10 protein-coding genes are annotated in these 13,697 nt (G+C 64.5%); 3 read left to right on the top strand and 7 right to left on the bottom strand.

The genetic code is table 11. From position 1 onward, the window contains the following. Positions 1-145: 145 nt before the first annotated feature. From dnaA to ACZYTC_RS21030, 6 genes are all read right to left on the bottom strand, one after another. Positions 146-1,651 (bottom strand): chromosomal replication initiator protein DnaA, encoded by a 1,506-nt coding sequence (gene dnaA / locus ACZYTC_RS21005; protein ID WP_434958573.1) that lies wholly within the window; start codon positions 1,649-1,651, stop codon positions 146-148. 88 nt (positions 1,652-1,739) lie between these two features. Further along, positions 1,740-2,186, bottom strand: coding sequence for a rhodanese-like domain-containing protein (locus ACZYTC_RS21010; RefSeq protein WP_434958572.1), 447 nt, complete (start codon positions 2,184-2,186; stop codon positions 1,740-1,742). 935 nt (positions 2,187-3,121) lie between these two features. Continuing rightward, positions 3,122-3,388, bottom strand: a complete 267-nt coding sequence (gene rpsT / locus ACZYTC_RS21015) for a 30S ribosomal protein S20 (protein WP_149253229.1) — start codon at positions 3,386-3,388, stop codon at positions 3,122-3,124. 157 nt (positions 3,389-3,545) lie between these two features. Beyond that, complete coding sequence (locus ACZYTC_RS21020; RefSeq protein WP_441771187.1) at positions 3,546-4,343, bottom strand: TSUP family transporter; 798 nt, start codon at positions 4,341-4,343, stop codon at positions 3,546-3,548. 278 nt (positions 4,344-4,621) lie between these two features. Continuing rightward, positions 4,622-6,022: a virulence factor family protein gene (locus tag ACZYTC_RS21025; RefSeq protein WP_441770985.1), complete on the bottom strand. Its 1,401-nt coding sequence runs from the start codon at positions 6,020-6,022 to the stop codon at positions 4,622-4,624. Positions 6,023-6,323: 301 nt separating this feature from the next. After that, positions 6,324-10,385 (bottom strand): Pls/PosA family non-ribosomal peptide synthetase, encoded by a 4,062-nt coding sequence (locus tag ACZYTC_RS21030; protein ID WP_488990458.1) that lies wholly within the window; start codon positions 10,383-10,385, stop codon positions 6,324-6,326. A 175-nt stretch (positions 10,386-10,560) separates the two neighbouring features. Here ACZYTC_RS21030 and ACZYTC_RS21035 point away from each other — a divergent pair, with 175 nt between their 5' ends. From ACZYTC_RS21035 to ACZYTC_RS21045, 3 genes are all read left to right on the top strand, one after another. Next, positions 10,561-10,881, top strand: a complete 321-nt coding sequence (locus ACZYTC_RS21035; protein WP_441770987.1) for a PepSY domain-containing protein — start codon at positions 10,561-10,563, stop codon at positions 10,879-10,881. A gap of 90 nt (positions 10,882-10,971) precedes the next feature. Then, positions 10,972-11,643 (top strand): response regulator transcription factor, encoded by a 672-nt coding sequence (locus ACZYTC_RS21040; RefSeq protein WP_441770988.1) that lies wholly within the window; start codon positions 10,972-10,974, stop codon positions 11,641-11,643. Continuing rightward, entirely contained in the window at positions 11,640-13,055 is a 1,416-nt protein-coding gene (locus ACZYTC_RS21045; protein ID WP_441770989.1) for a sensor histidine kinase, read from the top strand. Before ACZYTC_RS21040 ends, ACZYTC_RS21045 begins: the two co-directional genes overlap by 4 nt. 17 nt (positions 13,056-13,072) lie before the next feature. Here the strand turns inward: ACZYTC_RS21045 and ACZYTC_RS21050 are convergent, their stop codons facing one another. Beyond that, entirely contained in the window at positions 13,073-13,618 is a 546-nt protein-coding gene (locus ACZYTC_RS21050) for a GNAT family N-acetyltransferase (protein ID WP_488990459.1), read from the bottom strand. Positions 13,619-13,697: the final 79 nt, after the last annotated feature.

The following is a 13,697-nucleotide window of genomic DNA, read 5'->3' on the forward strand; positions in this document are numbered from 1 at the left end:
TGCACAACCCTTGTCATTGCCGGGCCTGACCCGGCAATCCAGCCCCTTCGCGTCGGTTCCAGATAGCCGGATCAAGCCCGGCTATGACAAATCGGAGCGTTTCCACCCTGAGTGAACCGCATTGGGCCTAGCGGCCGTGCCGGGGTTATTCCGACAGCAGCCGGCGCAGCAGGTCCACTTCCTCCGCCAGGCCGGTGTCCTTGCCGACCAGGCCCTCGATTTTGCGCACGGCATGCAGCACCGTGGTGTGGTCGCGCCCACCGAAGCGGCGGCCGATTTCGGGCAGGGAACGCGGCGTCAGCGACTTGGCGAGATACATCGCGACCTGGCGCGGCTTCACCACCGTGGCGGTGCGGCGCAGCGACAGGATGTCGGCGCGGCTGACATTGTAATGCTTGGCGACGATGCGCTGGATGTCCTCGATCTTGACGCGACGCGGCTCCCGGTTCTTGACGAGGTCGCGGATGGCGGCCTCGGCCGTCTCCAGCGACATGCCCGAGCCGGACAGGGCCGAATGGGCGAGCAGGCGGTTGACGGCGCCGTCGAGGTCGCGACCATTGGTCGTGACCTGATGGGCGACATAGGCCACGACATTGTCGGGCACGTCGAAATTGGCGTGATGGGCGCGGGCCGCCTCGATGCGAGCCTTGAGGATCTTGATGCGCAGTTCCTCGTCGAGCGAGCCGATCTCCACGACCAGGCCGCCCGACAGGCGCGAGCGCACGCGCTCGTCCAGGGTCTCCAGATCAGCCGGCGGCCGGTCCGCCGCCACCACGACCTGCTTGCCACCGTCGATCAGGGCGTTGAGCGTATGGCAGAACTCCTGCTGGATCGACTTGCCGGCCAGGAATTGCAGGTCGTCGATGACGAGCAGGTCGATGGCGCGCAACTTTTCCTTGAACTGGATCGCCGTCTGCGCCTTCAGGGCGGCGACGAAGCCATACATGAAGCGCTCGGCGGTCAGATAGAGGGCACGCTTGCCCAGGGCCTCGGACTGATGCGCGATGGCCTGAATCAGATGCGATTTACCCAGGCCTACCGAGGCATGGATGAACAGCGGATTATAGGGCAGCGGATCATGGGCGCCGGCCTTGGCGACCTGCAGGGCGGCGGCATGGGCAAGCGAATTCGAACGGCCGATGAAATAGGCTTCGAACGACATGCGGCGGTCGAGGGGAGAGCCGGAAAGATCGTCTTCGCGCACCGGCGTTTCCACGGCCCGCAGGAAGGGGACGGCCGACTTGGCGGCCGTTGCTTCGCCGGTGGGCTTGGCGCAGGGCGCGGCGTCGCGTGTTGCCGGCGGGCGGGCCACCGCCGTGCGGACATTGAGGGCGATATGGGCGGTGCCGGGCAGTTCGGCCGATAGCAGGCCGAGGATCTTGTCGATGTAATGAGCCTGAATCCAGCTGCGCAGGAAGCGCGTCGGCACGGACAGACTCACGGTGTCATCGACGACGGCGTCGAGTTCCAGGCGGGCGAACCAGCTTGAAAACACGTCCTCGCCATATTCGGCGCGCAGGCGGCGCTTGACGCGATCCCAGGCGGCTGCCGGCTGGATGACGGTGTCGACAGCAGAGGAGACAGCATCCAGGCCGGAAAGGGTTTTCGCGGATTGGCTGGCAACAGCTGACAGGCGTTCGCTCGAGGTCATGGGGCTATCGTCTGACAAAATGAGTTCAAAAACAGCTCCGGCCTTCTCCGGTCCAGGACCGGCGGCAGCAGAGCGCGAATTGGCTTTTTTAGGACTGGATCCAGGGCAAACCGGAGGCTTTCCAGCCCTCGACAATACCACGATGCCGCGAGGCATCCATCGGGCCTTCAAAGCCCGCCGCGATATTGCGGGCACCCTTCCAGCCTGCGGCTAACATGGCTTGGGCGGCCGCGAGCGAACGGGCGCCCGAACGGCAGAGGAACAGGACGGGCTGGTCCTGGCCGACGCCGCGGCGCTCGAGTTCGCGCTCGAGCTGGGAAACGAAATCGGAAGCGACTTCCATGCTGGGGTAGCGCTGCCATTCGGCCAGGACGGGTTCCTTGCCGAACACGGAGAGGTCGGGAACGCCAACGAACGACCATTCGGCCCGGGTACGGACATCCACAAGCTGTGCCTTAGGCTGCTGGCCAAGAAGCTCATAGGCTTCTTGCGCAGAAACGTCTCCCGCATAGTCATTCAACCACCCCGACGACATGACACCCCAATTCCGTCTTCTTCAGACTTCGTTCGTAATTGTACAAAGCATGCCGTGTAACGCCGGCACGGGACACTCCACCAGAAGGTCCATCTCATTATTGGCCTCGAAAGCAGCAATCGAATGCTAGTGGCATTACCTTACTGTTTTCAAAACTATACGTAGTCATCAAAGCATACCCCACCGATGCCCCGGAATGGACGGACGTCCGCTCGCAATATCGGGAAGGAACCTACACATGACCCGTTCCGAGAAAAAACATACCGAACCGGCCCAGTCGGGTGCAACAGGCAAATCTCAATGATTCGTTAATGGCCCCTCAATGTTCCCGATTCGGACAGCAGGTGCCTTCGCCGCCAAAGTCGCAAGGTGTTGAGGAGTCGATGGAATCATGGAGGCGGCAAAATGACTCAAAAATATTCATTTCGGATGCGTAAAGATTGCGAGGCTTCGTAATTTGCCCGGCACGCGCCGGGATGGCTGCAGGCCTACTTTTCTCTTATCCCATAAAGCCATGAAATATATGAGAAAATTTTGACCGACCAGGGAGGGTGGATGGCCATCCTGGCCAAACCTTGAGTCAAGGGGAAAGATTGCCCAGTCCATCATCATTAGTATTATAATACCTCAATCGGGAAATATTGTTACGAGACGATGACAATCGTGGGTCGCGCTTTCTGCCAAGGCTCAACCCGGAACAAATGTTTCCCAGGCACCGTCGACGCGGACGGCTGGAACGCCGGCGCGGCAAGGGACGGGGCCGGAACGATGGCGCGCGACATCGGAGGGGCCGTAGGCCCAGGCGCCTTCCCTCCCTTCGGCCGGGGGACGCCAAACAACAAAAACCCGGCTTCGAGGGCCGGGTTTCGTCACCTAAGGGAAAGCAAATAAAGTGGTTCGATCACCTGTCTTTATTCGATGTCCTGCTGTTCGGCTCAGGCGCTGAGCTTCTTCACCGCATGGGCCAGACGCGACACCTTGCGCGACGCCGTGTTGGCCGGCAGCACGCCCTTCTGGGCAGCGCGCATGATCTCCGGCTCGGCGCTCTTGAGTGCAGCGGCAGCCTTGGTCTGGTCACCGGCAGCGACGGCTTCCTCGACATTGCGGATGAAGGTGCGCATACGCGAGCGGCGCGCCTTGTTCACTGCGGTGCGCACTTCGATCTTGCGCGTAGCCTTCTTGGCCGACTTCGTATTGGCCATGGTCCCTGCCTGTTCAGCCGGCCGCATCCATAACGATCCCTAAGAATCGCCGAAAGGCCGTGCGTTGCCTGAAATTGATAAGTTGCGGGCGCTACGAGCGCTCGCTATTGGAAGGCGGCTCTTTACATGCCAATGACTTCGCCGTCAACGACGGACTTCACTGGAACAGCGAAATAACGGCCTGATGCAAGGGATTGGTCGGGTCGAGCAGCAGTTTGACGGCCACCGAGCAGCACACCAGCACCAGAAGAGGCCGGATGAGGCGTGCGCCTTGGCGCACCGCCATGTAGGAGCCGGCCTGGGCGCCCACGAACTGCCCCACCCCCATGACCAGGCCCGCTACCCAGACGATCTTGCCTGCAAGGATGAACAGGATCAGGGAGGCGAAGTTGGAGGTGAAGTTAAGGAGCTTGGTGTTGGCGGTGGCATGGATGACGCCATAGCCGCACAGCGCCACGAAGGCGAGCATGAAGAAGGACCCCGTGCCAGGCCCGAACAGGCCATCATAGAAGCCGATCAGTGGCGCCATGGTGACGGTGAACAGGGCCGGCGTCATGCGGGCCTTGCCGTCCTCGATGCCGGCCTTGGGCGAGAAGCGGGAAGAGAACGCAAAATAGAGCGCCATGGCGATCAGCAGCACCGGCAGCGCCGCCGACAGCAGCGACAGGGGTGCGACACTCACGGCCGCCACGCCGAGGCAGGCGCCGATCAGGGTCGTCACCACCATCCAGCGCGTCTGGTGAAAGTCGACATGGCCGCGCCGGGCAAAGGCGATCACCGCAGAGCCCGAGCCGAAGCTCGATTGCAGCTTGTTGGTGGCCAGGGCCGCCACCGGATCGAGCCCGGAGAGCAGCAGCGCCGGAATGGTCAGCAGGCCGCCCCCGCCGGCAAGGGCATCGACGAAGCCGGCCACCAGGCCGACGGCGCCCAATATGGCGATGAGAGTCCAGGTCATTTCCACGAGCGAACGTCTTCCTTCCGAAAGGCCTGCAGCCGGCACGCTCATAGCGTTTTGCGATTTGTCGGAATCATTTCAAATCGCAAAGGCGCGTTGAACCAAAGAGTCAGAGTAAAAGGGTGTTTTTAACAAAACGCGCTTTGCTCTAGCGGTCCGGAAGGCGAGAAAGCCCCCGGCTAGGCCATCCCAGGGCGCTTGGCAAGCCATTCGCACTGCCGGAGGCCGCGATGGGAGAGGGAGTGCAAGAAGCCGGGTACTATGCTGACGACCGGCGATCAGAAATTGTGCGGCGCCGATTTCAGCCGCCCGAGGATCATCCTGGCGATCGGCTCGTAATTGCCGTCGAAATGGTGGCCGCCCGGCCGTTCGACCAGGGTGGCCCCCGTCATGGCCGGGCCCAGGCAACCGCTCTGGCCGGGATCGCGCTCCTCTGTACCGTAGAAGCACATGACGCGATCGAGCGGCATCGTCTTCACCGCCGGCTCGATGCCGACATCGCTGTCATTGTTCATGCCGAGATAGCCGGAGACCGAGATCTCGAAGCTTGCCCTGGGGTCGAGACTGAGCAGGGCGACCAGCTTGATGGTCTCATGCGTGCTGTGCTGCAGGTTGCTCCAGGCGAAGGGCAGGACACCGGCACCCATGGAATAGCCGACCAGCGCGACATGCCTGACGTTCCAGCGCCTCTTGTAGCGATCGATCAGGTGGTCGAGGTCGGTTCCGATCTGGGCGGGCGATTTGCGGCGCCAGAAATAGCGCAGGGAATCGACACCGACCACGGCGACACCGTTGCGGCTGAGATAATCCGAGATGCGCTTGTCGATGTCGCGCCAGCCGCCATCGCCCGAATAGAACACCACCAGCGTGTCGGCCTCCCTGGCGGGAATTTCCTCCACGGGCATGTCCTGCACGCCGCTGCCGGCATCCAGACGCGCAAGCTCGAGGGCCGCGTCCGCAACCGCCTCGAGACGGTCCGTGCCGATGGGCCTGATCTCGCCGACCGATCCCGTCCGCGCCAACGCGGTGAGAGCGCCAGCCCCGGCGCCGTCGGGGATGGCGATCCAATGCGCGGGCAGCCTGGCAGGCAGGTGATAGGTGACGGCGCCGTCGGCGGTGCGGATCGAATCGGCGCCGCAGAAGGGCAGCCGCGGTCTGAGGGTGGGATCGAAGCCGAGGCTGACCGCCCCCGCGATCGTGTTCGCCGGCGCCTGCATGTCCGAGACGAAGGCCAGCGTCCCGCCAAGGCCGCTGCCGACGATCACCGGGCGCTTATAGGTCGCGACGCCGAGGTCCCGCTGCGCGGTCTGCGAGAACTCCTCGAACAGTCCCAGGGCATAGTGGCAGCCGGTCTGGGTACCGGCGTCGAGCGCGGCCAGGAGATGGGGGCTGGAGAGCAGGGCAACGGCCGCGCCTCGCTTCACCAGACGCTCCGCGGCTCCCTGCAGCGCGGCTGTGAGGCCCTGGCTGTCCGACAGCAGCACGATGAAGGCATCAGGTTCTCCGGACGGAGCGAGCACATCGACGGGGCCGAGCTTTTCATGATGCAGGGTAAGGCGGCGCCCAGGCGGCTGCCTTGCCGGGATCAGGGCGGACATGGCGAGGGCCAGACCGGCCAGGAGACTGGCCAGGAGACCTGCCACGACGAGGAAATGGTGGGGCCGGGCCACGCTCTTCATATTTTGATCGCGACGCAATCCCGGTCCTTGGCGCATCCGCAGGAACACGCCCTGCGACGAGCGGCAACCTAGCCGGGGTCCATAAAAACTATGTGTCGTCGCACCTTGGGGTGCGACGCGGCCAGTTTGCCCGGCTTTGGGAGGGAATTAGGGCGGGATTGGAGTCGGATTATGGCTACGCGTCACCGCACCGCGAGAGGCTCGCCAATCGCATATCGCGGTCATCGAGGTACCGGGTATGCTTCTTCGCGCAAAGAGCCGGATGCCTCCACCGGCCCTTGTCCGATGGAGGCTGCGCGGGTTACTCCGCCGCCTCGGCGAGGACGGGGATCAGGGCCGGTTCATGGGCCTCGGCGCTTGCCGGGGCCGCGATCTGGGCCTGGGCCGGTATGCCGGTCCATACCGTCGAGGCGGGGAGCGCCTCGCCCTTCATGATCAAAGTCAGCAATTCCACCTGGGCAAAGGGGCCGATCTCGGTATCGTAGAGCACGGTCGCTCCGGTGCCGATCGTGGCGCCATGGCCGATGCGGATACGACCCACCTTCATCACCCGGTCCTCATAGAGGTGGGTCTGCGGGCAGGCGCCCATGTTGAGCACGGCGTAATCGCCGATCTCGGTGCAGTCGAACTCGCAGATGTCGGTGGTGTTGATCCAGGTGCCCTTGCCGATCTTGGCACCGAAGGGGCGCAGCAGCCAGGGCAGGAAGGGCGTACCCCGGAGGTAGTCGAGCAGCATCTTGCTGGCGAGGCCGCCATAGATCACCGCAACGCCTTCCGTGCGCATGGCCCACCAGGACCACATCGGACGCATCATCGGCTTGTAGGTGCCGATCAGCAGCCATTTCACCGCGACGGCGGCCAGGTACATCAGGCCGGAGATCGCCAGGCCCGCCACGAGGAAGATGCCGGTCGCCTCGAGCCAGGCCCCTTCGGCCAGCACGGAGGCGAGGATGTCGGCGGTGATATAGGCTGCGGCGATCAGCACGGCCGTCGGCAGCGAAGTGTGCAGCGTCTCGAACACCACACGCAGCAGGCGCATGCGCAAGGGCGGCGCATAGGTCGTGCCGGCGGCGGCCGTCACCCTCTGGCGGGTCGGCATGGCGATGGGCGGGCTGCCCAGCCAGGTCTGGCCGGCGCCGACATTGAGAGAATCGGGCAGGCGCGACTTGATGCCGATCAGGGCATCGTCAGCCACCACAGAGCCCTGAGATACCACCGAGGAATTGCCGAAGAAGCAGCGGTCGCCCGTCTTCAGCCGCTTGAGGATCATGCGGCCATTGCGGACCTCCTCGTCGCCGAAGATGGTCTCGTCGCCGATGAAATTGTCGCGGCCCATTTCGATCAGGTCGTAGCGCCCGGCAAAGCTCGCCGAGATCTCGGTGCCCTTGCCGATCTTGGCCCCCATCATGCGGTACCAGTTGCGCATGAACACGGTGGCATAGAGCGAGTTGAGCGTTTCCAAGAGGGATTCGGTCGAGAGGCCGATCACCCATTTGCGGAAATAGAGCGAACCGAAGATCGAATAGGAGCCCTCCCGCACTTTGGGCAGCAGCAGCCAGCGCAGGACCACCATTACCGCCATAGAGACCACGATCAAGGCGAGCGCCGCCGGCCAGGCGGCGATGGCCACCAGGCTCCAGGACAAGGGCTGGTCCGGATTGGCGCCGAACAGGGCCTCGACTTCCGAGAACAGCGAGAAGGCCGGGAAGATCGGCAGCAGGCCGATGACCAGGCAAAGATTATAGGCGATGAAATAGCCGACGGCCTGGACGGAGCGGCCGAAGCGGCCGAGGCGGGGATGGTCGGCCGGATCGTCCTGCTCGGCAGGACCGATTTCGGCGGCAGGCGCTCCCTCCCAATGGCTGCCCGGTGCCACCATCGTGCCCTGCGGCAGGGCGGTGAGGTCGCCGATCTCGGCGCCGTCGCCGATCACGACGTCGCCACCGATGACGCTGCCATTGCCGATGCGTGCGCCGGCACCGATCTCGATGCGCCCGACATGGACCTCGTTGCCGATCACCTCGACATTGGCAAGCTTGAGCTTGGTGCCCAGGCTCGCCCGGTCGCCGATGGTGATGAGATCGATCGCGCCTTCTTCGAAGTCGTCGATCATGGCGTCATCGCCGATGCGTGCGCCGAGGGCGCGCAGATAGACGCGGATGAGCGGCGAGCCCTTGAGGAATTTCGGCGTGGTGAGCTGCACGATGCGCTGCATCAGCCAGATGCGGAAATAATAGGCGCCCCAGAGCGGGTAGACGCCCGGCTTGGTGCGGCCGATCACCAGCCATTTCAGGCCGACGACGAGCAGCTTGGTGGCGAGGTTGAGGCAGATATAGACCCCGCACAGCACGGCTAGCTCGGTGACGATGGAGGCATCGTCGCCCACCAGCAGCATGCTGGCGAGCAGGAGGCCGATCCATTGCACCGAGACGAGGGCGACGATGAAGGGCAGCGTGACGGCCTGGGCCAGGCCGCACAGGAAGCGTCGGGCGAGCGGCACGGGCTCGAAGCTGCGGTCGGGCGGCGGCGCCGAGGCCGTTGCAGCGGCACTCTCGTCCAGGGCCCTGGCGAGATTGCGCAGGGTGCGATGGGTATAGAGGTCGCGGATCGCGATACCCGACAAAGCCGGCACGCGGCGGACCTCGGAGACGAAGCGCGCTGCCAGCAGCGAATGGCCGCCGAGCTCGGTGAAGAAATCAGCCTCGAAATCGATCGCCGGTGCGCGCAACAATTCCTGCGCCGCCTTGAGCAGTTGCGCCTCTGTCCAGGAGCGCGGGGGCTCCTGTTCGCCGGCCGTGGCCTGGCGCTCCGGCACCGGCAGGGCGGAGAGGGCCTTGCGGTCGACCTTGCCCGACGGCAGCACCGGCAGAGCGTCATGGAGCTGGAAGGCCGAGGGCAACATGTAACGCGGGATCTTGGCGGCAAGCTCACGTTTGATCCGGTCGAGGTCGATCTCGCCCTGTGGCACCAGATGGGCCACCAGCGTATCGCCGGCCTCGCTCTGATTGGCCGTCACCACTGCAGTACGGATGGCAGGATCGGCTGCCAGCAGGCTCTCGATCTCGCCGAGCTCGATGCGATAGCCGCGGATCTTGACCTGGCTGTCGATGCGACCCTGGAAGACGATCCGGCCGTCCGCCTTGAGGCTCACCGCGTCGCCGGTGCGGTAGAGCACGGGATCGGAGCTATCGATGGCGAAGGGGTTGGCGATGAACTTGGCTGCCGTCATCTCGGGCAGATTGAGATAGCCCATGGCGACGCCGGGGCCGCCCACCAGCAATTCGCCGACCTCGCCGGGCGCCAGCAGGTTGAGCTGGTCGTCGACGACATAGGCGGTGTAGTTGGGGATCGGGCGTCCGATCGTGATGTCTTCGCCGGCCTCGAGCTCGGCCGAGGTCGCCACCACCGTGGTCTCGGTGGGGCCGTAGGTGTTGAGCAGGCGCCGGCCGGGCTTGGCAAAGCGGGCGACCAGAGCGGGCGGGCAGGCCTCGCCGCCCAGGATGATGGTGTTCAGCCCGCCGACGTCCCGGCTCAGCATGGACAGCAGCGTCGGCACCGTGTCGATCACGGTGATGCCCTCGGCTTCCAGCATTTGGGGCAGGGAGTCGATGTCCTGCAGCACAGCTGCGCTGGCGATCTTCAGCGTGGCGCCGACCATATAGGGGATGAAGATCTCTTCCAGCGAGAGGTCGAAGGCGATCGAAGCCTGCTGGAGCACCACATCGTCGGCCGTGATGCGCAGGCGTTCATTGCCGGCACGCAGATAGTGGCAGATGTTGCGGTGGGAGACCTTGATGCCCTTGGGCTTGCCGCTGGTGCCGGAGGTGTAGATGGCATAGGCGGCGTCGGTCAGCACTGGCGCGAGGCTGGCGGGCGTATCGCGGCGCGGATCGGCCAGCAGGGCGTCGAGCGTCACCGTCTCGGCCTCGACGGCGGCATATTTCTCGGCCTGCGGCGCATGGGAGATCAAGAGGCCCGCGCCGGCATCGGCGAGGCTCGCCGTCACCCGCTCGGGCGGAATGTCGGCATCGAAGGGAATGAAGCTGGCGCCGGTCTTGACCAGGCCGAGCAGCGCGACGTGCAGCTCGATCGAGCGCTGGAACCAGAGGCCGACGAACATGCCGGCGCCGACACCACGACGGACCAGGGCGGCGGCGACCCGGTCGGAGCGCTCATCGAGCTCGCGATAGGTCAGGCGCTCGCCGGTGCCGATGGCACCAAGGGCCTGCTTGTCGGGAAAGGCCACGGCGGACGCCCTGAAGATCGTCGCCAAGGTTTCGTCGCGGAGAAGGTCGGGACGCTGCTCGCCGCGAACCACGGCGAGCGGCCCGGCGGCATTTACTGGTACAGGAGAAGACAACACACGCGTAATCCTTCGGCCGGCGATTCGGATGGTGGCCAAAAATCGTTTCGAGCTATTGTAGCGAGGTGCGCGTTGCGAGCGTCTGACAGCGCCTGCAAGCCAATTGCAAGCTTGGTTTCGGTACACTGTGCAGAGGGGGAGCGAGGGCGCCCGGGAAACCCTGCTTAGGAGATTCATGACGGCTTTCAACGCCAGGTCCAGTGCTTGCGCGGGACTGCTACTGACAATTGCTTGCTTCATGCCGCCGCTCGAAGGGGCGATGGCGGGGGGGGCTCATCGTGGTCAGCCCAGCGGCGTGCTGATCCGCCGCCCCGGCGCGCATTCATTCAAGGACATTTCCGCAGCCGTGGCCCGCGAGGTGCCGGGACGCATCCTGCGTGTGCGCGAATTGCGTCGCGGTGGGCGCTTGCTTTACATGGTTCGCGTCCTCAGGCCGGACGGCAAGCGCCGCGACGTGCTTGTCGATGCGGTGACGCTGGCCTTGGTCGATAAATAGGCTTAATGTCCGGCCTGGCTTGGCAGTGACTTCCTTGGCCCGGCCGTATCAGCCCATGAGATCCTATCTCCGAGATCCTAGCCTCGCATCATGCGTATTCTGGTTGCCGAAGACGAACGAGCCATCGTCGACGATATCCGTCGCAGTCTCGAAGCCCAGCAATATATCGTGGTGACGGTGTTCGATGGCGAGGAAGCCCTCTTTGCCGGTGAGAACGAGCATTTCGACCTGGTGATTCTGGATCTGGGCCTGCCCAAGCTCGACGGGCTGACGGTGCTCCGGCGCTGGCGTCTGGCGCGGCGTGGCATGCCGGTACTCATCCTCACCGCGCGCGACGATTGGCGCGACAAGGTCGACGGCATGGATTCGGGCGCCGACGACTACCTGACCAAACCCTTCCGCATGGAGGAATTGCTGGCGCGTGTCCGGGCCCTGGTCCGCCGTGCCTCGGGCCAGTCCTCCCCCGTCCTATCGAATGGCGTGCTGGAGCTCGATACGCGCCAGCGGGCCGTCTCCTTCTATGGCAGTCCGGTACAGGTGACGCCGCTGGAATATCGCCTGCTCGCCTATCTCCTCCATAATGCCGGCACCGTGATGTCGCAGTCCCAGATCACCGACTCGATCTACGATCAGGATGTGGAACATGACTCCAACGCCCTCGAAGTCGTAGTCGCCCGCCTCAGGCGCAAGCTCGACAACTCCGTGATCGAGACGCGCCGGGGCCAAGGCTATGTCATTCCGGCCGAGCTTCAACGACCGTGACCTCCTTCTCCCTCAGGCGTCGCATGTTGTTCGGCTCGGTGGTGGCGATCGTGGTCGCCACCATCCTGGCCGGCATCGGCATCGACGCGATCTCGGGCCTGGCGATCCGGGCTCTCGAATTGTCCGAGGTCGAGGACGAAATGCGCCTGCTGCTCGGCAGCATCGAGGTCAACGGCTCCAACCAGCTCACGATCGACGAGGGGCCGCAGGACCCGCGCTTCGAATTGCCCAATGGCGGGCTCTATTGGCAGGTCGGGCGGGGCGGCAATGTCGAGCTGCGCTCGCAGTCGTTGTGGGACCAGGGCCTGCCCTGGCTGCATGCGACGGCGGTCAAAGGCGGTGGCAAGGTCAACGATCTCGTCGGACCGAATGGCAGCCAGCTCCTGGCGGTGGAACGTTCGATCGTCATCTCGACCGCGAACGGCGATCAGACCGTCAGTGCCCTCATCGCCCTCGACAATGCCCAGCTTTCGCCGGTGAAATGGCGCTTCTTCTATGCAATGGCCCCCTCGCTTGCCGTGCTGATGGCGGCGCTGCTTGGCGCAGTCATTGCCTTCCTGCGCTATGGCTTCCGTCCGCTCGACAAGCTCAGCGTCGAATTGCTGTCGCTGCGCAGCCGCCCGGCCCGCAAGATCAGCGGGCGTTATCCCGACGAGATCCAGCCGCTGATCGACAACCTCAATGCACTGATCGCTTCGCGCGAGGCGCAACTCATCGAGGCGCGCAGCCGGGCGGGTGACCTCGCTCACGGCCTGAAGACACCGCTTGCGGTACTGGAGGCCACCGCCCGCTCCCTGACCGACAGCGGGCAGGCGGCCGCGGCGAATGCCATCCGCGACGAGGTCTGGCGCATGGACGCCCAGGTCAAACGCACCCTTGCGGAGGCGAGAGCGAGTCTGGCAGCGGCGCAATTGTCGGGGCGTGTCGACACCCATGCCGTGTTGTCCAAGCTGGTCTCGACCATGCACAAGCTCTCGCGTGACAAGGACATGACGTTCGGCCTCGAAGCCCCGCAGGGCATCGTGATCGCCATGGACGAGAGCGATTTCACCAACATCGCCGGTAACCTGCTCGACAATGCCCGCAAATGGGGGAATTCCCAGGCAAAGGTGCGCCTGATGGCGCAGACGGCCTCGCCCATCATCCTGCTGTCGATCGAGGATGACGGGCCTGGCCTGCCGCCCGATGCCGAAAAATCCTTCATCGAACGCGGCAAGCGTCTCGATGAAACCGTGCGTGGCACCGGCTTCGGCCTCGCCATCGCCAAGGACATCGTCGAAGCCTATGGCGGCGAGCTTCACATCGCCAGATCGAGTCTCGGCGGCCTCGGTGTCGAGGTGCATCTGCCCAAACGGCTTATTGTCACCGACACGGGTGATGACGATCCTGTCGAAGGGCGGCCCTCAGCCTGATGCCGGGCTGTTGACGCTCACAAGGTCAGACGCATCACTTGCCGGCGGGAGCCGGCCCGGCCGGCGGCAGCAAAGCCACGCCCTTCGAACAGTGCGACGAAGCCCATGAAACGGTAGCTGGGCGAGTTCGGATCGACGGGATAGGCCTCGATCGCCCGCGCTCCCCGGCTGCCGGCAAGCGCGATGGCCGCATCGAGCAGGGCGCTGGACAGGCCGGCCTTGCGGTGATCGCGCCGCACGAAAAAGCAGACGATCGACCAGACGCCTGCCTCCCCGTCGTCCTGACTGGGCGAGAGCCTGAGGTAGCTCTCTCGCGGTGCCACGGAGCACCAGCCGACGGGCTCGTCGTCGAGATAGCCGAGAAGGCCGATCGGCACGCCGGTCCGGACACGCTCATGCAGTGCCTGCTTGCGGGCGGCATTGTCGGCCGAGCTACGTTCTTCCATCGGCCGCCAGGCCATGCACCAGCAATATTTCGGCGCGCCCTTGCCTTCGAACAACGCCTCGAAGTCGGTCCAATTGGCGGTGGTGACCGGTCGGGTGGAAAATCTCGGATCGACCATGCGGTTGACCTCTGGCTGTCTGCCGCGTCCGTTTCAACCATGCTCTCCCTGGAGAGTAGCCTCCGGCATTTGTGGAGGC

It is taken from the genome of Labrys sp. F242, assembly GCF_057813875.1.

Excerpts from the sequence above, each read along its gene's own strand:
- dnaA (WP_434958573.1), bottom strand. The coding sequence starts at position 1,651 with ATGACCTCGAGCGAACGCCTGTCAGCTGTTGCCAGCCAATCCGCGAAA.
- ACZYTC_RS21010 (WP_434958572.1), bottom strand. The coding sequence starts at position 2,186 with ATGTCGTCGGGGTGGTTGAATGACTATGCGGGAGACGTTTCTGCGCAA.
- rpsT (WP_149253229.1), bottom strand. The coding sequence starts at position 3,388 with ATGGCCAATACGAAGTCGGCCAAGAAGGCTACGCGCAAGATCGAAGTG.
- ACZYTC_RS21020 (WP_441771187.1), bottom strand. The coding sequence starts at position 4,343 with ATGACCTGGACTCTCATCGCCATATTGGGCGCCGTCGGCCTGGTGGCC.
- ACZYTC_RS21025 (WP_441770985.1), bottom strand. The coding sequence starts at position 6,022 with ATGAAGAGCGTGGCCCGGCCCCACCATTTCCTCGTCGTGGCAGGTCTC.
- ACZYTC_RS21035 (WP_441770987.1), top strand. The coding sequence starts at position 10,561 with ATGACGGCTTTCAACGCCAGGTCCAGTGCTTGCGCGGGACTGCTACTG.
- ACZYTC_RS21040 (WP_441770988.1), top strand. The coding sequence starts at position 10,972 with ATGCGTATTCTGGTTGCCGAAGACGAACGAGCCATCGTCGACGATATC.
- ACZYTC_RS21050 (WP_488990459.1), bottom strand. The coding sequence starts at position 13,618 with ATGGTCGATCCGAGATTTTCCACCCGACCGGTCACCACCGCCAATTGG.